The sequence below is a fragment of the Streptomyces sp. NPDC101776 genome (genome assembly GCF_044766845.1).
Lineage (GTDB): Bacteria > Actinomycetota > Actinomycetes > Streptomycetales > Streptomycetaceae > Streptomyces.
Window position 1 is genome coordinate 303,753 of sequence record NZ_JBIWMV010000009.1, and the last position, 20,584, is coordinate 324,336.

The following is a 20,584-nucleotide window of genomic DNA, read 5'->3' on the forward strand; positions in this document are numbered from 1 at the left end:
ACGGTAGAACCTGGAGCGCGCTCCAGGTCAAGCCGGAGTGTCACCAGTACGCATGGTCGTCCCACCCGTCGAAACCGGCGCACTCGACAGGGTCGTCCTCCTCGTCGAGCGCGGCCAGTCCAGGGACGGCCGGTGTGCCGCGCTGCCAGGCGAGGAGCGTGTCGGTCAGGCCGCCGGCCAATGCGGGCCCCTGGTCGGTGTGGCGGGGCCACACGATCAGGGGCCAGGCGTCCGGGTCCGGGCCCTGCGTGAGCCAGCCCAGGTGGTCGGCGTCGTAGGAGTTCGCGAAGGGCAGGAAGCCGCCGGGCTCCGGCCAGACGGTCAGCGGATACCCGTCCGGGTAGTTGTCCTTCAGCATCCGATACGCGTCGAGGGTTTCCTCGACGTGAGTGACGAAGCGCCGTTCGCCGGTGCGCAGCGGCGTCAGGAAGCGCAGCCACGTGCCCCAGTCGCCGGCGCCGTACACCTCCATCAACTCGACGTATTCCTTGGGTAGTTGCGTCCCAAGCTCGATGAAGAGTTCCTCCCAGGTGCCGTCGCCGAGATACGGACGTTCGGGCGGTGGGGACAGCAGCCGCAGGGCGTCGAGGCCCGTGCCGGTCTCCAGCGCGACGCGGCGCTCGGCCTCGGTCAGCCGGGGTGGGACGGGCGCGGGTGGGGTCCATGGCTCGGCCGTGGGCAGGTACGCGGTGCGGGCGATGGTGCCGGGAAGCGGGCCGAGCAGCGGGGGCTCTCCGGTGTGACGGACGGTGTGCCGCAGATAGCCGGTGAGCGTGAGGTCGTAGCGGTGGAACGGCAACAGACCGCTGCCGGGCGCCGGGTGGGAGTGCCGCACGACGACCGTCCAGCGGTTCGGGTCCTCGGAGACCGAGGTGTCCCAGAACAGCACGTCACTGCTCCGGCTGGAGCCCCACGCCAGTAGCCCGCCGGGTGCCGGATGTACGAACGGCCGTACGTTCTCCGGTAGTTGGCGTGTCGCGATGCGGGCCGCGCGATGTGTCTCCCGCAGCCAGTCGCCGTAGTCGAAGCGGTCCCGCCGGACGCACGGCACGTGGATCCAGAGGTACTCGCCGAAGTCCAACGGGCCGTAGCCGTCGGCCAGTTGCTTGTAGTCGTCCGGCAGTCGCAGTCCGAGCCACGCTTCTACGGCCGTCCAGTCGACGGGGACGGGGACGGGCGGGCGCTCGGTCTCGGTGGAGGGGCTCGTGAAGGACGCGATGTCGGGGTGGACGTCGTCCCAGACCAGTTCACGGGAGCCGGTGATCGCGGCGACGCAGGGGCGTTCGACGCCACCGCGCCCGGCGTGCCGGGACAGGGCCGGTGTGCCGGTGGTGAGTGCCTCGGCCGTGTCCGTGAGCAGCTCGGACACCGAGTCCCACAGGGGTACGCCAGGCCCGGGCAGTTCGTGGTCCCAGAGGAAGACGGCACCGAACGTCGGCTGCCCGGACCGGAGATCGACCAGCAGGTGGTCGCCGCCCGCGTCGTCGGCGATCGGAAGGAACGCGGGGAGGTACTCCGCGGCGGCGGCAAGGGCGTCCGAGTGCGCCGCCTCGTCCCGGGCGACCAGCACCAGGATGTCCCTGACGTCCAGCGCCTCGGCCGGCTCCAACGGGGTGAATTCCAGGGGAATCCAAGCCGTGGCGGCCATGCCGTCGAGCCGCCACCACGCGGCCAGGTCCGCGGGCAGAGCCGCTCCCGGCACGCCCGCGACCGCCGCACCGACCCGCTCCAGATCCGCCACCGCCCGCACGGGCCCGGCGGGGACATGCGTCCCCAGCCACTGCGCTATACGGCCCCACGACTCCCGTACGGCCTGCTCCGTATCGTCCATGGCGAGAAGTCTGCCGTGCGGGTGATCGCTGCGGGGAAGGAGATGTTCGCGCGGGAGGTGTCAGGGCCGCGGTTGGCGGCGGCGGTAGTGGCCGATGACGTAGTGGGCGGGGACGAGGGCGATCCAGAACCACATGGCGGCCTTCGTGTCGACGAAGGCCAGGGGGATCGAGAGGCCGAAGACCAGGACGCTGGAGGCGAGTTGGGCGGTGAAACGGCGGCGGGCCAGGGCGGCTGGGGACGTGGGTGCGGGGTGCACCTGGCGTTGGGTGAGCAGCAGCAGGGCCACGTGCACCGCGTGGATCGCGGCCATGGCGCTCGCGTAGAGGGCGACGGCGTCGGGCTGGGAGGCGTACTCGGCCAGGAGTCCGGTGGGGAAGGGCAGCAGGGCGACCAGACCGAGGCCGAGCAGGGTCAGACGGGTGACCACGGTCGTCTCGGCGGGCAGCGCCGTGAGGATGCGGCGGTGGTCACGCCAGAACCCGGAGATGAGGGTGAAACTGAGCGCGAAGGCGCCCAGGCTGGGCAGCGCGTCGTTCAGCGCCTTGTGGAAGGCGGCGTCGGCCAGATTCGCGGGGACGGCGACATTGATGACCAGCAGCGTCATCGCGATGGCGAATATCCCGTCGGACAGGGCGATCAGGCGTGCCGTGCCCGGGATGTTCTCGTGCGGGTGGGTCTCTGCCACTGGCTCCGTCATGGCGATGGGAGTAGAGCGCCGCGATCCGGCCGCGACGCACGGGGCGGGGGCTCGTCCTGCGGCGTCATCCGCCGAGCGTGACCGGGCCGAGGCCGGACGGCAGGTGGCGTACGGCCTGTGCCACGGCCTCCTGCGCCGTGGCGAACCGACCCAGATCGTTGGCCAGGAGGCTCCGGCTCACCTCGTACTCGCCGTCGCCTCTCGCGGACAGCATGGGTCCGACGATGGTCAGGCGGGGGCGGGTGTCGGTCGCGAAGCGCAGCGCCCAGTGACTTGTGAACGGGTAGAGGGCGCGCAGCGCCGGCTCGGCGTACGCCGTCTCGATCAGGGCCTGGTGCGTCTCCCGCCAGTGGTACTCCAGTTCGGCTGCCTCGCAGCGCAGATGCCGCCACTCGGACTCCGCCAACTGCGCGGGATCGCGGTCGGGCACCTCGAACCGGCCGGTCAGATGGACGAAGGGGGCCGCTCGGCGGATCTCCTCCAGCGGTACACCGTCATGCCAGGCCCGGACGGCTTCGCCGACCTCCGCCAGATTGTCCGTGCTGCCGTCGACGAGGGCCAGGTCCTGGAGCGGTTCGCTGCCGCAGATCGACCACCGCCGTTCCCACGGCCCCGCGCTGACGTGCAACGACCTTCGGTGCGGCAGGACGCTGTCGACAGTCGCGCGCATCAGCGGAGCGATGTCCGAGGAACTGAGGGGGACGGCGTCGAGGCGGCCGTGCGCCGCGTCCCGGAGCGCTGCGGCGAGGCTGCCGTGGGCCATGACATCGGGGTACAGGAGGGCGGGAGCGGGAGGTGTGGGCACGCCTGCCGATTGTGCCCGAGCCGGGCCCGCTTCGGATGCCGATCGGGTCCAGCCGATCGAAGCCTGCGGATGCGGCGGCGATCCTATGCATCCATTCCCCTTACCCGCAGCCCCAGATTGCATAAACGTGCAGCGAAACGTATAGTCATGCCATCGATGAGGAGGGTTCCATGGCGGTACGTGCGGCAGTGGCCGGAGCGAGTGGATACGCGGGTGGGGAACTCCTGCGTCTGCTCCTGGCCCACCCCGAGGTCGAGATCGGCGCTCTGACCGGCAACTCGAACGCTGGGCAGAAACTCGGCGCGCTGCAACCGCACCTGCTGCCGCTCGCCGGTCGAGTCCTCCAGGAAACTACCCCGGAAGTCCTCGCCGGACACGAGGTCGTTTTCCTCGCGCTGCCGCACGGTCAGTCCGCCGCCGTCGCCGAGCAGCTCGGCCCGGACGTCCTCGTCGTCGACATGGGCGCCGACTTCCGGCTGAAGGACGCGGCCGACTGGGAGAAGTTCTACGGCTCCGCGCACGCCGGTACCTGGCCCTACGGCCTGCCCGAACTGCCGGGCGCGCGCGCCGCGTTGGAGGGGTCCAAGCGCATCGCGGTGCCCGGTTGCTACCCGACGGCCGCCTCCCTCGCGCTCTTCCCCGCGTACACCGCCGGGCTGGCCGAGAACGAGGCCGTGATCGTCGCCGCCTCCGGGACCTCGGGTGCAGGCAAGGCGCCCAAGGCTCATCTCCTCGGCAGCGAGGTCATGGGCTCCATGACGCCCTACGGCGTCGGCGGCGGACACCGGCACACCCCCGAGATCATCCAGAACCTCGGCGCGGCGGCCGGTGAGCCGGTCACCGTCTCCTTCACGCCGACCCTCGCGCCGATGCCCCGCGGCATCCTCGCCACGTGCAGCGCCAAGGCCAGGCCCGGGGTGACCGCCGAGTCCGTGCGCGCCGTCTACGAGAAGGCCTTCGCCGACGAGCCCTTCGTGTACCTCCTCCCCGAGGGGCAGTGGCCGGCGACGGCGTCCGTCTACGGTTCCAACGCCGTTCAGGTGCAGGTCGCGTACGACGAGGCCGCGGGCCGCATCATCGCGATCAGCGCCATCGACAACCTGACCAAGGGCACCGCGGGCGGTGCCGTCCAGAGCATGAACCTCGCCCTCGGGCTCGACGAGACCACCGGGCTCTCTACGATCGGAGTCGCGCCGTGAGTGTGACGGCAGCACAGGGATTCACGGCCGCGGGCATCGCCGCCGGGATCAAGGAGAACGGCAACCCGGACCTGGCCCTCGTGGTCAACAACGGGCCCCGCCTCGCCGCCGCGGGCGTCTTCACCTCCAACCGTGTCAAAGCCGCACCGGTGCTGTGGTCCGAGCAGGTGCTGAAGGGCGGCCGGGTCTCCGCCGTGATCCTCAACTCCGGTGGCGCCAACGCCTGTACGGGTCCGAAGGGCTTCCAGGACACGCACGCCACCGCCGAGAAGGTCGCCGACACGCTCGGTCTGAACGCGGCCGAGGTCGCCGTCGCCTCCACCGGGCTCATCGGACTCCTGCTCCCGATGGACAAGCTGCTGCCGGGAGTCGAGACCGCAGTCGCCCAACTCTCCCCGCACGGTGGCGAGAAGGCCGCCATCGCCATCAAGACCACGGACAGCGTGCACAAGACCGCCGTCGTGACCGCCAAGGACGGCTGGACCGTCGGCGGTATGGCCAAGGGCGCCGGCATGCTCGCCCCCGGTCTCGCCACCATGCTCGTCGTCCTCACCACCGACGCCGACGTCGAAACCGACGTACTGGACAAGGCACTTCGGGCCGCCACCCGCACCACCTTCGACCGGGTCGACTCCGACGGCTGCATGTCCACCAACGACACCGTGCTGCTGCTCGCCTCCGGTGCCTCCCAAGTCGCCCCGGGGTACGAGGAGTTCGCCGAGGCCGTGCGGGCCGTCTGCGACGACCTCGGGCAGCAGCTGATCCGGGACGCCGAGGGCGCCAGCAAGGACATCAAGGTCGAGGTCGTCAACGCGGCGAGCGAGGACGAGGCCGTCGAGGTGGGCCGGTCCATCGCCCGCAACAACCTCCTCAAGTGCGCGATCCACGGCGAAGACCCCAACTGGGGACGGGTGTTGTCCGCGATCGGCACGACGAAGGCCGCCTTCGAGCCGGATCAGCTCAACGTCGCCATCAACGGCGTGTGGGTGTGCAAGAACGGCGGAGTCGGCGAGGACCGCGACAAGGTCGACATGCGCTACCGCGAGGTGCACATCGTCGCCGACCTGGCCGCCGGGTCCGAGACCGCGACGATCTGGACCAACGACCTCACCGCCGACTACGTCCACGAGAACAGCGCGTACTCGTCATGAGCACTACCCGCAAGCACACCGCGCTGCCCAAGGCGCAGATCCTCATCGAGGCGCTGCCCTGGCTGACCCGGCACAACGGCAAGACCGTCGTCATCAAGTTCGGCGGCAACGCCATGATCGACGAGGACCTGAAGGCCGCGTTCGCCCAGGACGTCGTGTTCCTGCACCACGCGGGCCTCAAGCCCGTCGTCGTGCACGGCGGCGGCCCGCAGATCAGCGCGGCCCTCGACCGGCACGGCATCGTCAGCGAGTTCAAGGCCGGCCTGCGCGTCACCACCGAGGACGCCATGGACGTCGTACGGATGGTCCTCGCCGGGCAGGTCCAGCGCGAACTGGTCGGGCTGCTCAACCAACACGGGCCGCTCGCCATCGGGTTGACCGGCGAGGACGCGCACACCATCACCGCCACCAAGCATCTGCCCGAGATCGACGGGGAGTTGGTCGACATCGGGCGGGTGGGCGAGATCACCGCGATCGACACCGGCGCGATCGAGGCACTGCTCGCCGACGGCCGTATCCCGGTCGTCTCGTCGATCGCGAGGAGCGAGGACGACGGACATGTCTACAACGTCAATGCTGATACGGCGGCTGCGGCACTCGCTGCTGCTCTTGGGGCCGAGACCCTCATGGTCCTCACGGACGTCGAAGGTCTCTACGAGGACTGGCCCCACAGCGACGAGGTGATCAGCCGCCTCACCGCCTCCCAACTGGAGAAGCTGCTCCCGGACTTGAGCTCCGGGATGGTGCCGAAGATGGAGGGCTGTCTGCACGCCGTCCGCAACGGCGTGACCACCGCCCGCGTCATCGACGGCCGGGTCCAGCACTCGATCCTGCTGGAGATCTTCACCGACGAGGGCATCGGCACGATGGTCGTGCCGGACGAACTGTCCGACAAGAAGCCCACGAAGAAGCTCGCCAAGAAGTCCGCCAAGAAGGCCGGCAAGAAGCAGGGGGATGCCGAATGACCGGGACCGTGACGAATGCGGAGCTGACCCAGCGCTGGCAGGGGTCGCTCATGAACAACTACGGCACCCCGAAGCTCCCCCTCGTGCGCGGCGCGGGCGCCAGGCTCTGGGACGCGGACGGCAACGAGTACACCGACTTCGTCGGCGGTATCGCGGTCAACGCGCTCGGCCACGCGCACCCGGCGATCGTCGAGGCGGTCAGCAAGCAGATCGCCGAACTCGGCCATGTCTCCAACCTGTTCATCGCCGAACCGCCCGTCGCCCTCGCCGAGCGGCTGCTGGAGCGCTTCGGCCGGGACGGCAAGGTCTTCTTCTGCAACTCCGGCGCCGAGGCCAACGAAGGCGCCTTCAAGATCGGCCGGTTGACGGGCCGTCAGCACATGGTCGCCACCCAGGGCGGCTTCCACGGCCGGACGATGGGCTCCCTCGCCCTCACCGGTCAGCCCGCCAAGCAGGAACCCTTCCTGCCGCTCCCCGGTGACGTGACCCACGTGCCCTACGGCGACGCGCAGGCCCTCGCCGCCGCCGTCACCGACGACACCGCGCTCGTCATCATCGAGCCGATCCAGGGCGAGAGCGGGGTCGTCGTACCGCCCGCCGGGTATCTGAAGGCGGCCCGCGCGATCACCGCCGCGCACGGCGCGCTGCTGGTCCTGGACGAGGTGCAGACCGGGGTCGGCCGTACCGGGCACTGGTTCGAGTACCAGGCCCACGAAGGCGTGCTCCCCGATGTCGTGACCCTCGCCAAGGGACTCGGCGGCGGACTGCCGCTCGGCGCCACCGTCGCCTTCGGACGCGCGGCCGACCTGCTCCAACCGGGCCAGCACGGCACGACGTTCGGCGGCAACCCGGTCGCCTGCGCCGCCGGACTCGCCGTCCTCGACACCATCGCGAACGAGGGGTTGCTGGAGAACGTCAAGCGGCAGAGCGAGAGGTTGCGGGACGGGATCGAGTCGCTGGGTCACCCGCTGATCGATTATGTCCGGGGTGCGGGCCTCCTCCTGGGTATCGTGCTCACCGAGCCGCTCGCGCCCCAGGCGCAACAGGCGGCTCAGGACGCCGGTTTCCTGGTCAACGCGCCCGCTCCCGATGTCGTACGGCTGATGCCGCCGCTGAACCTCGGCGACGACGAGAGCGACGCGTTCCTCCGGGCGCTGCCCGGTGTCCTGGACGTGGCCAAGGGGGACGGATGATCCGGAGAATGAGTCGACGATGAGTCAGGCGCAGGAGCACGAACAGTCGGCGGGGCCGGCCGTGCCGCAGACCCGCACCGCCCGCCACCGGCGGATCGTGGACATCCTCAACCGGCAACCGGTGCGTTCCCAGAGCCAGTTGGCGAAGCTGCTGGCCGACGACGGGCTGAGCGTCACCCAGGCGACGCTCTCCCGGGACCTGGACGAGCTGAACGCGGTGAAGATCCGCAACAACGACGGCGACCTCATCTACGCGGTACCGAGCGAGGGCGGCTTCCGCACCCCGCGCGTACCGCTGGGGGAGTCGGCGAAGGAGGAGCGGATGCGGCGGCTCTCCTCCGAGCTGCTGATCTCCGCGGAGGCCTCCGCCAACCTAGTGGTCCTGCGCACCCCGCCGGGCGCCGCCCAGTTCCTCGCCTCGGCGATCGACCAGGCCGAACTCCAGGACATCCTCGGCACCATCGCCGGCGACGACACGCTCCTGCTGATCAGCCGTGACCCGCTCGGCGGACAGGCCCTCGCGGACCATCTGCTGCGGCTGGCGCAGAACGACCACTGACGACTTACCCGTACGACCGAGGAACCACGAGTCGGGGGGGGGGGGGGGGGGGGGGGGGGGGGGGGCGCGCGGGGGGGGGGGGGGGGGGGGGGGGCCGGGGGGCCCCCCCCCCCCCCCCGCCGCGGGCCCCCCCCCCCCCCCCCCCCCCCCCCCCCCCGACTCGCATGGGGGATCCCCTAGCCCAGGCGGGCCGCCAGTCCGCCCGTGCAGCGGACCTCGTCGCCCGCCGTGATGAGCAGGGCCTCCACGTCCGGGAGTGCTTCCAGCCAGGCCAGGCCCTCCCGTGAGCCCATCGCGAACGCGGCGGTGGCCCAGCAGTCGGCCCAGGTCAGGCGGGGTGCCACCACGGTGACGGCGACCAGGTCGGTCACCGCGGACTTGCCGGTGGACGGGTCCACGATGTGCGCGCCGCGCTCGGCCGTGCCGGAGGTGGCCACGGCCAGTTCGTCGGTGCCCGCGGCGGAGATCACGGCCGCGAGACCGCCCGGGCGGAGCGGATCGGACACCCCGACCCGCCAGGGCCGGTGCGGATCCGGCGTGCCGAACATCTGGACGTCACCGCCGCCGTTCACACTGACCCCGCTCACCCCGGCCGCCGCCGTGATCAGCTCGGCCGCGCGCTCGGCGGCCCAGCCCTTCACGATGCCGGTCGGGTCGAGCCGTCCCTCGTACGTCGTGCTGAACCAGCCGGCGCTCACCCGCTCCGCCTCGGCGCCCAGCTCCAGCACCTCGGCGACCTCGGGGTCGCACTCGGCCACGGTCAGCTCGCCGCGGGCCAGCCGGGAGACCTGGCTGTCGTCGCGGTAGGTGCTGAACACCTCGTTGACGCGGTGCAGTTGGGCGACCGCCAGGTCCAGCGCGGTCCGGACGGCCTCCGGCTCCCCGCCGCGGATGTCGAAGGAGAACACCGTCCCCATGACCTCCTCGGCGTGCCGCAACACGGCGGGAGCCTCCGCGGGATCGGTCACCGTGTCAGCCACCGGCCTTGTCCAGCGCCGACTGCAGGGACTTCTTGTAACCGCCGCTCGTGTACGACGCGCCCGACACGGAGTCGATGTTCGCACTGCCGGCCGCTACGGCCTCCTGGTTGAGCTTGGGGATCGACAGCGCCGTCTTCTGGTCGCTGGTCCCGCCGCTCGGCGCCTGTACCGCCTCGGCCTTGGTGATCTTGCCGCCCGCGACCGTGATCCGGACCTGGACCGGCCCGTACTCGGTCGTCACGACGTCACCGGTGACGGTCTTGGCCTGCGCGGCGCCCGCCCCGGACCCGGCGGCCGAACTCTGCGACGGGGCGGCCGTGTTGGCACCGGCGGCCTTCATCTTGTCGATGGCCGACTGCAGCGACTTCTTGTAACCGCCGCTGGTGTACGTGGCCCCGGACACGGACGTGATGTCCGCGCTCTGGGTGGCGACGACCTCCTGGTTGAGCTTGGGCACGGACAGCGCGGTCTTCTGGTCGCTGGTGCCGCCCTTGGGCGCCTGGATCGCCTCGGCCTTGGTGATCTTGCCGTTGGCGACCGTCAGCCGTACCTGGACGACCCCGTACTCGGTCTGCGTGGCAGTGCCGGTGACCGTCGAGGTCCCGGCCGCCGCGGCACCGCCCTGGGGCGACTCCTGCGCGGCGGCGGCACCCTGGGCCGCCCCCTGCGCGGACGCCGAGGAGGAGTCGGTCGCCGGCTTCAGGGAGAGCAGCAGAACGATCCCGGACACGGTGGCGGCGCTCGCGAGCAGAACACGCCGGATGGGGTGGCTCTTCTTCATTGCTCCTGACTCCCGTCGCTCACATCTCGAACGACTCGTGATGGATACGGCGGGCGGGGACCCCCGCGCCGCGCAGTGCTTCGTAGACCGACTGCGCGAAGCCGGGCGGCCCGCACATGAAGACGTCGTGGTTGTCGATGTCGGGCAGCTTGCGGCGCAGGGAGTCCGCCGAGATGTCGGGGCGCTCCCCGTCGGGGCTGTTGACCGCGTACATCAGCCGGGCGCCGCGCTCGTCGGCGATCTTCGCCAACTCGTCCCACAGCGCCAGGTCCTGCGTGGTGTTGGCCCGGTAGAGCAGCGTGATGTCACCGGCCGCGCCGGGCAGCGTCTCGAACAGCGCCCGCATCGGCGTGATGCCGACGCCGCCCGCGACCAGCAGCACCTTGCCGCGGGTGCGCCGCTGCGAGGTCAGCGCGCCGTACGGGCCCTCGGCCCACACCTTCATGCCGGGGCGCAGTTCGCGCAGCCGGGCGCTGTGGTCGCCGATCGCCTTGACCGTGATCCGCAGCATGTTCGGGCGGGGCGCCGCCGACAGCGAGTACGGGTGCGAGCTGAACCGCATCCCCGGCGCGAGGAACCGCCACCGGAAGAACTGCCCGGCCTCCGCGCCCATCCGGTGCAGCTTCCGCCCGCCGATGAGCACCGACACGATGCCGGGCGTCTCCTCGATGACCGCCTCGACGTACATCCGGTGCCGCATGTTGAGGCGGATCGGGGTGAGGATCCGGTACCAGACCACCAGCGCGGTCACCGTGCCGTACAGCCCGTACCAGACGGTCTTGGCGAGCGGCGTCAGCGCGAAGTCGTTGCCGGTGGTGATCTGGTGCCAGAAGGTCAGGAACACCGCCGCGTACGTCAGCAGGTGGACGTGGTACCAGGTGTCGTACGGGATCCTGCGGCGGACGGCGCCGATCGACGAGAGGCCGATCAGGAGGAACAAGCCGGTGCCGATGGCCGCCTTGCCCATGTCGGGCAGCTGGTTCACCGAGTCGATGGTCTGCTGGACGATGTCGCTCAGCGTCTTGCCCGCCTGGAGGGCGTAGCCCCACATGATCAGGAAGACGTGCGCGAAGACCAGGCAGAGTGTGTAGCGACCGCTCATCGCGTGCCAGCGGGCGACCCGGTCGGAGCCGACCCGGCGCTCCAGGGCGGGCACGCGGGCCATCTGGAGCACGACGAGTGCCATCAGATATCCGGCCAACAGGCCGGTGATACGGCCCGCGTTGAGGATCTTGCCGTTCTGGTCGGCGATGGACGGCGTGTTGTGCCACCACATCCACAGCACCCCGACCGCTCCCGCCCAGACGGCGAGCAGCAGCAGGGTCGCTGGGGAGCGGCGCGGGCGGATGCGGCGCATCGTCTGTCGGCGGGCGGCACGTCCGCCTGCGAGCGTGGTGGTCACGGTTCCTCCGTGGACGGGGCACAAGGGGGGTGGCGTGGCCCCTTGGCCCTGAAGTACGTGCCGTTGCGCCCGTGCGTTCAGAGTCCGGCGGAGTCCAGTGCGGACTGGAGTGACTGGCGGTAACCGTCACTTGTGTAGGTGGCTCCCGACACCGTGTCGATCTTCGCGCTCTGCGCGGCGAGGACCTCGCTCTTCAACTGGGGCAGGGCATAGGAGTTGATCTCCTGGTCGCGCGGATTGTCCGAAGGGGACTGGACCGCGGTGACATCGGTGATCTTGCCGCTCTTCACGGTGATCTTCACCTGTACGGGACCCCAGCGGGTCTGCACGGTGTCGCCGGTGACGGTCTTGGTGCCGGTGGCGGTCGAACCACCGGACCCGGTAGCGGAGTCGGCGCCCGAACTGGAACTGCTCGAAGGCGCCGCCGCGATCTCGGGCGCCGTGTGCGGCTTCAGCGCCAGCAGCATCACCAGACCGGACGCGGTGACCGCGCTCGCCAGCACGATCCGGCGCAGCGGACGGTTCTTCCTCAACGGATGCACGACGGCCTCACAGCTCGAACGACTCGTGGTGGATACGGCGGTCCGGCACACCGGCGGCGGACAGCGCCCCGTACAGCTCCTGGGCGAAGGCGTGCGGACCGCAGATGTACACGTCGTGCCCGGCGAGCTGGGGCACGGCCGCGCGCAGATACGCCGGGGTGAGCGAAGGCCGTTGCCCCTGCGGCCCGTTGAGCGCGTACAGCACCTTCGCCCCGCGCCAGCGCGCGATCGCCTCCAACTCCGCGCCCAGCGCCAGGTCTTCGGCCGTCCGCGCCCGGTAGAGCAGCGTCACCTGACCGGGCAGCGTCTCGAACAGCGCCCGCAGCGGGGTGATGCCTACCCCGGCCGCGACGAGCAACGACCGCTGCCCGGTGCGCCGTTCGACGGTCAGCGAGCCGTACGGCCCCTCCGCCCACACCCGCGCGCCCGGCCGCAGCAAGGGCACGGCCGCGCTGTGGTCGCCGAGCGCCTTCACCGTGATCCGCAGCAGATCCCCGCGCGGCGGCGCAGACAGCGAGTACGGCGTCGACGTCCAGCCCATGCCCTCGCCGAAGAACCGCCAGCGGAAGAACTGCCCCGACTCCGCCCCGAGTTGGTCGATCCGCCGCCCGCGTACGACGACGGAGTACACCCCCGGCGCCTCCCGGTGCACCGACTCCACCCGCAGCCGGTGCCGCAGATTGAGCCGCACCGGAGCGAGGATCCGATACCAGAGGAGAAGGGCCGCGACACCGAGGTACAGCGCGTACCAGGCGTCCGTTGCTCCCGCCCGCCCGCTGAACTGCTCGCCCAGGGACAGCTGATGGAAGAAGGCGAGGAACACGGCGACGTACGTGAGGAGATGGACGTAGTACCAGAACTCGTAACTCACCCTGCGGCGCGCGGCCCGCGCCGACGTGATGCCGACCGCGAACAGGATGATCCCCCCGAAGGTCGCCTTCAGCATGTCCGGGTAGTCCAGGACGACGGTGACCGTCTCGTGCACGACCGAGGCACGGTCCTGGGCGGCGTACCCGAGCAGGATCAGCACGACATGCACCACCAGCAGACAGACCGTGTACCGGCCGGCCATCGCGTGCCAGCGTGCCACCCGGTCCGAGCCGATCCGCCGCTCCAGCAGCGGCACCCGTGCCATCAGACCCACCAGCACCGCGCAGGCGTACCCGCACAGCAGCCCGGCGATCCGCCCGGCCCCGGTCAGCCAGCCCGCCGCCCCGACCACCGACCCGGTGTCCGCCCACCACAACGCGACGACGGCCGCCGCCCCGGCCCACAGCAGGGCGAGCAGCGGGCCCGCCGGTGAGCGTCGGGGAGCACGCGGCACGGGCGGCGCCTTCCGCTGCTCGTACACGGTGGTCATGTGTGCGTCCTTTCACCTGTCCTGCACACAACTGTGCGGGCACAACCTCTGAGGGAACTCTGAGCGGACGCGGTTCTCAGAGTTCTCAGAGGAAACTCAGAGGCCCTCGCGGCGGCCGGGGACGGTGTGAGGAGCGATGCTGGTAAGTGCCATGAACACGACCCGCTCCGGCCGACCGGCCCTCACCCGCCCCGACGGCACCCCGGTGCGCGTCCTCGTCGTCGACGACGACCCCGACCTGGCCGAGGTGCTCTCCGGCGCCCTGCGCTACGAGGGCTGGGAGGTGCGTACGGCGGGCGACGGAGCCACCGCGCTAACCGGGGCGCGCGAACTGCGGCCGGACGCCGTCGTCCTCGACGTGATGCTCCCGGACACCGACGGCTTCGCCGTGCTGCGCTCCCTGCACGAGATGAAGCCCGACGTCTGCGTGCTCTTCCTCACCGCCCGGGACACGGTCGAGGACCGCATCGCCGGTATCACCGCGGGCGGCGACGACTACGTGACGAAACCCTTCAGCCTGGAGGAGGTCGTCGCCCGGCTGCGCGGACTGCTGCGCCGCGCGGGCATGGCCCGCCAGCAGGAGGAGGGCCCCCGGATCACCGTGGGGGACCTGGTCATGGACGAGGAGGCCCGCGAGGTCAGCCGGGCCGGCCGGATCGTCGACCTCTCACCGACCGAGTTCGAACTGCTCCGCTTCCTCATGCGCAACCCGCGCCGTGTCCTCAGCAAGGCCCAGATCCTCGACCGCGTCTGGTCCTACGACTTCGGCGGCCAGGCCCATGTCGTCGAGCTGTACATCTCGTATCTGCGCAAGAAGGTGGACGCCGGCCGGGCGCCCATGATCCACACCGTGCGCGGGGCCGGGTACGTGCTCAAGCCGGTCGTCTGATGGGCGGGTGGCCGCGGGCCGTCGGGCGGTGGCTGCGGCGACTGCCCCGGCCGCACACCCTGCGGGCGCGGCTGACGGCGGGCCTGGTGGTGCTGCTCGCGGTGAGCTGCGCGGCCGTCGGGGTGGCCGCGGTGATCGAACTGGACGGCTTTCTCACCGGCCGGCTCGACCAGCAGCTGACCGAGGTCGGGACGCAGTTCCCCGCCAGCCTGGAGCACAAGGGCCAGACGCTGACCGACCACGACGCCGACGACCGGGAACGCGGCGACACCCGCAGGCAGGCACCGCACACCTTCGGTGCCCGCCTGGTGAACGGCGTCGTCACCAACTCGGGGGTCGTGCCCGCGGACAAGGACGACACCACGACCGACCTGAAGGTCCCGCTGACCGCCCGGGACCGCGGGGAACTCGCCGAGGTTCCGGTCGGCGGCGGAGCCCAGACCATCCACCTCTCGTCCCTCGGCAAGTACCGCGTCCTCGCCGCCAAGGGCCGGGACGGCGACGTGATGATCACCGGACTCCCTCTGGAGTCCGTGGAGGCCGCCGTCCACAGGCTGGAGACGGTGGCCGCGATCGTCTTCGGCGCCGCCCTCCTGATCACCGGGTTCGCGGGCGCGCTCTGGGTGCGCTGGTCGCTACGGCCGCTCAGCCGCGTCGCCGCCACCGCCACCCGGGTCAGTGAACTGCCGCTGGCCAGCGGCGAGGTGGCGTTGCCGTCCCGGGCGCCCGAGTCCGACCCGCGCAGCGAGGTGGGCCGGGTCGCCGGTGCCTTCAACCGCATGCTCGGCCATGTCGAGGACGCGCTCACCCACCGGCACGCGAGCGAGGAACGACTGCGCAGCTTCGCGGCCGACGCCAGCCACGAGCTGCGGACCCCGGTGGCGTCGATCCGGGGCCACGCCGAACTGGCCCTCCTCCACCCGGACCCCGTCCCGCCGAAGGTGACCCGGGCACTGGAGCGCATCGCGGCCGAGTCGGCACGCATGGGCGTGATGGTGGACGAGATGCTCCTCCTCGCCCGCCTCGACGCGGGCCGTCCCCTGGAACGCCGCCCTGTCGACCTGACCCGCCTGGTCCTCGACGCCGTCGCCGACGCCCGTGCCGCCGGCCCCGACCACCGCTGGGCCCTGCGACTCCCCGAGGAACCGGTCACGGTCACAGGCGACGCGCACCGCCTCCAACAGGTATTGGCCAACCTGTTGGCCAACGCACGTTCGCACACACCTGTTGGCACGAAGGTGACGGTGACGGTGGAGACGGACGCCGCGGCGACCTATCTGGTGGTCCACGACGACGGCCCGGGCGTCCCCAAAGAGGTCCAGCCGGGCGTCTTCGAACGCTTCACGAGGGCGGACCGCCGCCGGGCGGAAGGCGGCGGCATCGGCGGGGGAGCGGGCTTGGGCCTGTCGATCGTGGCGGCGGTGACGGAGGCGCATGGAGGGAGCGTCGAGTTGGAGAGCCGCCCGGGCTCAACAACGTTCACGGTCCAACTCCCGCCCAGGGGACTTGCCTAGCGGCGCGGAGAACTGCGCGACCAGCCACGACGGGCCCGCACCCGCCATAAAACCGAGACCTGAACGGCGCGACAGCGATTCAGTACCGAGAGATCGCGGTAACCCCACCAGCCGTCCCCATGGCAATATGCGGCGACTTCCCAGGATCAACCCATCGCAAGATCCCCCGCATCGCCCCCACCGGCACAGACACACAACCGGCGGTAGCCCCACGCCCGTTGACATGCAAAAAGATCCCGGCCCCCCGCCCCTTCACGGGCTTGGCGTAGTTGAACCCAATGACAACCCCGTACGCATACTGGGCCGTGTAAGAGATCAGCCGCTCGGACTCGGACGCCCGACAATCGCTCGCCAGGGGCTCACTCCACCGGTTGTACACGCGAGACCGAGTGTCCTCACACCACCAAGAACTCCCGTTCACCCGCCGGTACTTGACCCGAGTCCCACCCGGCGCACCCTTGATCCCGAAGGCGTACGGCAGGTCGTACAACCCGGTGGGAGTCGTGTTGGACCCCTGCTTACGGGCCCGCCCCTCGACCAGCCCCTTCGCCCCGAACCGGGCGACGGCGGAACCGACCTTCACCCACTCCCCACCCCGCCGCTCCCACCAACTGAGCGTCCCGGACGTGGACTTGACCGTGGGCGCCTGAGCCAGGATCAGCTGACTCCCGCCCCCGGTGTCCGCGAGCGACAAGGGCGACAAGGGCTCCACGGCAAGCGCGGGCACCGCCCCCGCGGTGAGCGGCAGAAGCAGGGACGCGGACGCGGAGGCGAGAGCGAGGACACCAGGACGCATGGCTCAGACGCTAGAGGCCGGACACACTGACGGCACCTCAAATGGGCCGATCAGGCAACGCATCCCGCTCCGGACATCACCGTGGCCGCCCCGGCCGGCGTTCATCGGGGCGGCCACGGCTGCCTGTCACGTCACTTGGTGAGCGTGCAGGCGGCCAGGGAGTCGAGACCGGTGGGCTTGGTGCCCTGGCGTCCGATGGAGATGGCGATGCGGTCGATGGTGGAGACGCGCTTGTCCTTCAGCGGGCCGAGGATGGCGTTCTGGACGAAGTTGGCGCCGCCCTGTCCGACGGTGTCGACGAGTCGCTTGTTGGCCTCGGCGATCTGGGTGTCGAGGAGGGCGAGGTTGCGGTCGACCTCGGCCTGCGCGGACGCCGGGATGGCCGGGAGCTGCGACTTCACGTCCGGGCAGGAGATCGTCCCGACCGCACTCGCCGCGTCGCCGGTGTCCTCCGTACCCCCGGCCGCCTCCGTGGCGGCAGCCGTGGCACTCGGGGCCGCGGTCGCGGTGTCCGTCGCACCGGTCGACCCCGTGGCGCCCGTCGCACCGGCCGCGTTGAGCGTGCAGGTGGCCAGAGAGTCCAACCCGGTGGGCTTGGTGCCCTGGCGTCCGATGGAGATGGCGATGCGGTCGATGGTGGAGACGCGCTTGTCCTTCAGCGGGCCGAGGATGGCGTTCTGGACGAAGTTGGCGCCGCCCTGTCCGACGGTGTCGACGAGTCGCTTGTTCGCCTCGGCGATCTGGGTGTCGAGGAGGGCGAGGTTGCGGTCGACCTCGGCCTGCGCGGACGCCGGGATGGCCGGAAGCTGCGACTTCACGTCCGGGCAGGAGATCGTCCCGGGGTCGGACAACGTCCGGGCGCTCTGCGTGGTGCTGCTCTTGTCCGGCGTCCCGGCAAGGGCGGTACCGGCGATGACAGCACCGGTGAGCGCCACGGCGGCGGCACCGCCGATGAACACGACGCGACGCTTGTTGTACTTGGGGAGAGCCCTGGACATGCGAATGCCTCACTCGGGTCAGGGGTGAACTGAAGGTGACTCGTGGGTTGCTCGTGGGGAGAAACGCGGCGCCTGCGTCCGGCGAGAAATACGGGAAAGCGGTTGCTGGTGTTCAAGGTTGTTCAAGGGTCTTTCAAATTGACGAATCATGCAGAGCTCTGCATAATCATGCAAGCGAGGCGGTGTGCATGCGAGACAATGCAGGAACACCACAGAACGCCGATCCCCGTCCACGGCCTTTGAGGAGCAGCGCAAGTGAGCAGCAACAGCGGTGACGTACGGCTCTGGGGCGGTCGTTTCGCCGACGGTCCCGCCGAGGCCCTGGCGAAGCTGTCCGCGTCCGTCCACTTCGACTGGCGGCTCGCGCCCTACGACATCGCCGGTTCCCGCGCCCACGCGCGCGTGCTGCACAAGGCGGGCCTGCTCACCGACGACGAGCTGACCCGCATGCTGGCGGGCCTCGACCAGCTCGCGGCGAACGTCGCCGACGGCACCCTGGTCGGCACGATCGCCGACGAGGACGTCCACACGGCCCTGGAACGCGGCCTGTTGGAGATCCTGGGCCCCGACCTCGGCGGCAAGCTCCGCGCCGGCCGCTCGCGCAACGACCAGGTCGCCACCCTCTTCCGCATGTACCTGCGGGACCACGCCCGGACGGTCGGCGGTCTGATCGCCGACCTCCAGGACGCGCTGATCGGGCTCGCGGAGGCCCACCCGGACGTGGCGATGCCCGGCCGCACCCACCTTCAGCACGCCCAGCCGGTCCTGTTCGCCCACCACGTGCTGGCCCACGTCCAGCCCCTGTCCCGGGACGCGGAACGCCTGCGCCAGTGGGACGAGCGCACGGCGGTGTCCCCGTACGGCTCGGGCGCCCTGGCGGGTTCCTCCCTGGGCCTGGACCCGGAGTCGGTGGCGAAGGACCTGGGCTTCGAGCACGGCAGCGTCGGGAACTCCATCGACGGCACGGCGTCCCGCGACTTCGTCGCCGAGTTCGCGTTCATCACGGCGATGATCGGGGTGAACCTCTCCCGGATCGCCGAGGAGATCATCATCTGGAACACGAAGGAGTTCTCCTTCGTGACGCTGCACGACGCGTTCTCCACGGGCTCGTCGATCATGCCGCAGAAGAAGAACCCGGACATCGCGGAACTGGCGCGCGGCAAGTCGGGCCGCCTGATCGGCAACCTGACGGGCCTCATGGCCACGCTCAAGGCGCTGCCCCTCGCCTACAACCGCGACCTCCAGGAGGACAAGGAGCCGGTCTTCGACTCCATCGACCAACTCGAGGTCCTGCTCCCGGCGTTCACCGGCATGATGGCCACCCTCACCGTCCACCGCGACCGCATGGAGGAACTGGCCCCGGCCGGCTTCTCCCTCGCCACCGACATCGCCGAGTGGCTGGTCAAGCAGGGCGTCCCCTTCCGGGTCGCCCACGAGGTCGCCGGCGAGTGCGTCAAGGTCGCGGAATCCGAGGGTGTCGAACTCGACGGCCTCACCGACGAACAGTTCGCGAAGATCTCCGCCCACCTGACCCCGGAGGTGCGGACGGTTCTGAACGTCCCCGGCGCCCTGGCCTCCCGCAACGGCCGTGGCGGTACGGCCCCGAGCGCGGTGGCCATCCAACTGGCCGAGGTGAAGCGGAACTTGGCGGTACAGCACGAGTGGGCGACGGCGAAAAAGAAATAGGCCTGGGCCATTCTGCCCCCAAGGGCCGCAGGCCCTCTGGGGGCGCGGGGAACTGCGCGACAAGCCACGAAGCACCCGCAGTCGCCAGAACACCGCACGAACCCGAGCTCTGAAGCGCAGGTCATCGCGGGTTACGTTGGTCAGCAGCCCTACCGGAGCCGACCAAAACGGAGCCCGCGATGCCCTTCGCCCGACTGGCAACAGCGACAACCCCCACCAGCCACCTCGGACTGGGCCTCGCCGCAGTAGGCCGCCCCGGCTACATCAACCTGGGCCGAGAAAAAGACCTCGGAGAGCACCGCACCGTAGAAACCCTCCGCACCCGCACCCACGAACTCCTCGACGCCGCCTACGCCCAAGGCGTCCGCTACTTCGACGCGGCCCGCTCCTACGGCCGCTCGGAGGAGTTCCTCGCCGACTGGCTCACCACCCGCACCGGCATCGACGACGTGGTCATCGGCAGCAAGTGGGGCTACACCTACACCGCCGACTGGACCACCGACGCCGAGAAGCACGAGGTCAAGGACCACAGCGTCCAGACCTACGACCGCCAGCGAAGCGAAACCGCCGCACTGCTCGGCGCTCGCCTCGACCTCTACCAGATCCACTCGGTGACCCCCGACAGCCCGGCCCTCACCGACAAGGAACTGCACGCGAAACTGGGGGAGTTGGCGGCGACGGGCGTGACGATCGGCTTCTCCACCAGCGGTCCCGCACAGGCCGACGCGATCAGGGCCGCGCTCACCGTGACGGTGGACGGCGAGCCCCTCTTCCGTACCGTCCAGTCGACGTACAACGCCCTGGAGACCTCGGCCGGCCCGGCCCTCGCCGATGCCCACGACGCCGGACTCACGGTGATCGTCAAGGAGGGCATGGCCAACGGACGGCTGGCGCAGCCGTACGCACCGGACGCCCTGAAGGCCGTAGCCGAGGAGACGTCACTCGGTGCGGACGCGATCGCCCTGGCATTGATCCTGCGCCGCCCGTGGGCAGGCGTGGTCCTCTCCGGCGCGGCGACCGTGGGGCAGCTCGGGTCCAACCTGCACGCGGCGGTCGCGGACCTGGACGAGGACCAGCTCGCCCGTCTCGACGCGCTGGCCGAGGACCCGCACACGTACTGGGAGCGGCGGGGCTCACTGCCCTGGCACTGACGATCACCTGATCCGAACCGACCCCGAGCCGATTCGACCCGAGCCTTGAGGCATGAGGAATGAGTCACGCATGCCCACCGTGA

Annotated in this window: 19 protein-coding genes; 9 read left to right on the forward strand and 10 right to left on the reverse strand. The window is 70.6% G+C overall.

The window, feature by feature from the left end:
• Positions 1 to 40: 40 nt before the first annotated feature.
• The 3 genes from ACIRRY_RS27765 to ACIRRY_RS27775 form a co-directional block, all read right to left on the reverse strand.
• On the reverse strand, positions 41 to 1,831 hold the full coding sequence (locus ACIRRY_RS27765) for an SMI1/KNR4 family protein (protein ID WP_403977472.1): 1,791 nt from the start codon (positions 1,829 to 1,831) through the stop codon (positions 41 to 43).
• Positions 1,832 to 1,891: 60 nt separating this feature from the next.
• A complete protein-coding gene (locus tag ACIRRY_RS27770) occupies positions 1,892 to 2,530 on the reverse strand; it encodes a TMEM175 family protein (protein ID WP_403977474.1) in 639 nt (212 codons plus the stop codon).
• A 64-nt stretch (positions 2,531 to 2,594) separates the two neighbouring features.
• A complete protein-coding gene (locus ACIRRY_RS27775; RefSeq protein ID WP_403977476.1) occupies positions 2,595 to 3,335 on the reverse strand; it encodes a DUF6193 family natural product biosynthesis protein in 741 nt (246 codons plus the stop codon).
• 170 nt (positions 3,336 to 3,505) lie between these two features.
• Here ACIRRY_RS27775 and argC point away from each other — a divergent pair, with 170 nt between their 5' ends.
• Genes argC through ACIRRY_RS27800 form a run of 5 tightly spaced genes read left to right on the forward strand, consistent with a single transcriptional unit; the run spans position 3,506 to position 8,402 of the window.
• Positions 3,506 to 4,534, forward strand: a complete 1,029-nt coding sequence (argC, locus tag ACIRRY_RS27780; protein ID WP_403977478.1) for an N-acetyl-gamma-glutamyl-phosphate reductase — start codon at positions 3,506 to 3,508, stop codon at positions 4,532 to 4,534.
• Entirely contained in the window at positions 4,531 to 5,685 is a 1,155-nt protein-coding gene (argJ, locus tag ACIRRY_RS27785) for a bifunctional glutamate N-acetyltransferase/amino-acid acetyltransferase ArgJ (protein WP_403977480.1), read from the forward strand. Before argC ends, argJ begins: the two co-directional genes overlap by 4 nt.
• Positions 5,682 to 6,650, forward strand: coding sequence for an acetylglutamate kinase (gene argB / locus ACIRRY_RS27790; protein ID WP_403977482.1), 969 nt, complete (start codon positions 5,682 to 5,684; stop codon positions 6,648 to 6,650). Before argJ ends, argB begins: the two co-directional genes overlap by 4 nt.
• A complete protein-coding gene (locus ACIRRY_RS27795) occupies positions 6,647 to 7,843 on the forward strand; it encodes an acetylornithine transaminase (RefSeq protein ID WP_403977484.1) in 1,197 nt (398 codons plus the stop codon). Before argB ends, ACIRRY_RS27795 begins: the two co-directional genes overlap by 4 nt.
• Before the next feature lie 19 nt (positions 7,844 to 7,862).
• Positions 7,863 to 8,402 (forward strand): arginine repressor, encoded by a 540-nt coding sequence (locus ACIRRY_RS27800; protein WP_200684196.1) that lies wholly within the window; start codon positions 7,863 to 7,865, stop codon positions 8,400 to 8,402.
• 176 nt (positions 8,403 to 8,578) lie between these two features.
• On the opposite strand, the gene ACIRRY_RS27805 is transcribed toward ACIRRY_RS27800, so the two are convergent.
• The 5 genes from ACIRRY_RS27805 to ACIRRY_RS27825 all read right to left on the reverse strand — a co-directional run bounded on the left by ACIRRY_RS27805 (position 8,579) and on the right by ACIRRY_RS27825 (position 13,467).
• The gene (locus tag ACIRRY_RS27805) at positions 8,579 to 9,382 is read right to left on the reverse strand and encodes an FAD:protein FMN transferase (RefSeq protein WP_403977486.1); all 804 of its coding nucleotides are present in this window, start codon (positions 9,380 to 9,382) and stop codon (positions 8,579 to 8,581) included.
• Complete coding sequence (locus ACIRRY_RS27810; protein WP_403977488.1) at positions 9,375 to 10,163, reverse strand: FMN-binding protein; 789 nt, start codon at positions 10,161 to 10,163, stop codon at positions 9,375 to 9,377. The genes ACIRRY_RS27805 and ACIRRY_RS27810 overlap by 8 nt, the downstream gene beginning before the upstream one ends.
• 19 nt (positions 10,164 to 10,182) lie before the next feature.
• A complete protein-coding gene (locus ACIRRY_RS27815; protein ID WP_403977490.1) occupies positions 10,183 to 11,565 on the reverse strand; it encodes a ferric reductase-like transmembrane domain-containing protein in 1,383 nt (460 codons plus the stop codon).
• Between the two features lie 77 nt (positions 11,566 to 11,642).
• Positions 11,643 to 12,107: an FMN-binding protein gene (locus ACIRRY_RS27820; protein WP_403977492.1), complete on the reverse strand. Its 465-nt coding sequence runs from the start codon at positions 12,105 to 12,107 to the stop codon at positions 11,643 to 11,645.
• Positions 12,108 to 12,114: 7 nt separating this feature from the next.
• Positions 12,115 to 13,467 carry a ferric reductase-like transmembrane domain-containing protein gene (locus ACIRRY_RS27825; protein WP_403977494.1) on the reverse strand — a complete coding sequence of 451 codons (1,353 nt, stop codon included), beginning with the start codon at positions 13,465 to 13,467 and terminating at the stop codon, positions 12,115 to 12,117.
• A gap of 151 nt (positions 13,468 to 13,618) precedes the next feature.
• On the opposite strand from ACIRRY_RS27825, the gene ACIRRY_RS27830 reads away from it, so the two are divergent.
• Together ACIRRY_RS27830 and ACIRRY_RS27835 are read left to right on the forward strand one after the other, a co-directional pair.
• Positions 13,619 to 14,356, forward strand: a complete 738-nt coding sequence (locus ACIRRY_RS27830) for a response regulator transcription factor (protein ID WP_403977496.1) — start codon at positions 13,619 to 13,621, stop codon at positions 14,354 to 14,356.
• Positions 14,356 to 15,870, forward strand: coding sequence for a sensor histidine kinase (locus tag ACIRRY_RS27835; protein WP_403977498.1), 1,515 nt, complete (start codon positions 14,356 to 14,358; stop codon positions 15,868 to 15,870). Before ACIRRY_RS27830 ends, ACIRRY_RS27835 begins: the two co-directional genes overlap by 1 nt.
• 79 nt (positions 15,871 to 15,949) lie before the next feature.
• Here ACIRRY_RS27835 and ACIRRY_RS27840 read toward each other — a convergent pair whose 3' ends face one another.
• Both ACIRRY_RS27840 and ACIRRY_RS27845 read right to left on the reverse strand, forming a co-directional pair.
• Positions 15,950 to 16,666 carry a L,D-transpeptidase gene (locus ACIRRY_RS27840; RefSeq protein WP_403977500.1) on the reverse strand — a complete coding sequence of 239 codons (717 nt, stop codon included), beginning with the start codon at positions 16,664 to 16,666 and terminating at the stop codon, positions 15,950 to 15,952.
• A gap of 131 nt (positions 16,667 to 16,797) precedes the next feature.
• Complete coding sequence (locus ACIRRY_RS27845; protein WP_403977502.1) at positions 16,798 to 17,664, reverse strand: hypothetical protein; 867 nt, start codon at positions 17,662 to 17,664, stop codon at positions 16,798 to 16,800.
• Between the two features lie 255 nt (positions 17,665 to 17,919).
• On the opposite strand from ACIRRY_RS27845, the gene argH reads away from it, so the two are divergent.
• On the forward strand, positions 17,920 to 19,350 hold the full coding sequence (argH, locus tag ACIRRY_RS27850; protein WP_403977504.1) for an argininosuccinate lyase: 1,431 nt from the start codon (positions 17,920 to 17,922) through the stop codon (positions 19,348 to 19,350).
• 179 nt (positions 19,351 to 19,529) lie between these two features.
• Positions 19,530 to 20,501: an aldo/keto reductase gene (locus tag ACIRRY_RS27855; RefSeq protein WP_403977506.1), complete on the forward strand. Its 972-nt coding sequence runs from the start codon at positions 19,530 to 19,532 to the stop codon at positions 20,499 to 20,501.
• The last annotated feature ends 83 nt before the right edge of the window (positions 20,502 to 20,584 follow it).

Bases quoted from the DNA above. Each gene is read 5' to 3' on its own strand.
- ACIRRY_RS27770 (WP_403977474.1), bottom strand. From the start codon at position 2,530: ATGACGGAGCCAGTGGCAGAGACCCACCCGCACGAGAACATCCCGGGC.
- argC (WP_403977478.1), top strand. From the start codon at position 3,506: ATGGCGGTACGTGCGGCAGTGGCCGGAGCGAGTGGATACGCGGGTGGG.
- ACIRRY_RS27765 (WP_403977472.1), bottom strand. From the start codon at position 1,831: ATGGACGATACGGAGCAGGCCGTACGGGAGTCGTGGGGCCGTATAGCG.
- argB (WP_403977482.1), top strand. From the start codon at position 5,682: ATGAGCACTACCCGCAAGCACACCGCGCTGCCCAAGGCGCAGATCCTC.
- ACIRRY_RS27830 (WP_403977496.1), top strand. From the start codon at position 13,619: ATGAACACGACCCGCTCCGGCCGACCGGCCCTCACCCGCCCCGACGGC.
- ACIRRY_RS27800 (WP_200684196.1), top strand. From the start codon at position 7,863: ATGAGTCAGGCGCAGGAGCACGAACAGTCGGCGGGGCCGGCCGTGCCG.
- ACIRRY_RS27845 (WP_403977502.1), bottom strand. From the start codon at position 17,664: ATGTCCAGGGCTCTCCCCAAGTACAACAAGCGTCGCGTCGTGTTCATC.
- ACIRRY_RS27855 (WP_403977506.1), top strand. From the start codon at position 19,530: ATGCCCTTCGCCCGACTGGCAACAGCGACAACCCCCACCAGCCACCTC.
- ACIRRY_RS27840 (WP_403977500.1), bottom strand. From the start codon at position 16,666: ATGCGTCCTGGTGTCCTCGCTCTCGCCTCCGCGTCCGCGTCCCTGCTT.
- ACIRRY_RS27810 (WP_403977488.1), bottom strand. From the start codon at position 10,163: ATGAAGAAGAGCCACCCCATCCGGCGTGTTCTGCTCGCGAGCGCCGCC.
- ACIRRY_RS27825 (WP_403977494.1), bottom strand. From the start codon at position 13,467: ATGACCACCGTGTACGAGCAGCGGAAGGCGCCGCCCGTGCCGCGTGCT.
- ACIRRY_RS27795 (WP_403977484.1), top strand. From the start codon at position 6,647: ATGACCGGGACCGTGACGAATGCGGAGCTGACCCAGCGCTGGCAGGGG.
- ACIRRY_RS27835 (WP_403977498.1), top strand. From the start codon at position 14,356: ATGGGCGGGTGGCCGCGGGCCGTCGGGCGGTGGCTGCGGCGACTGCCC.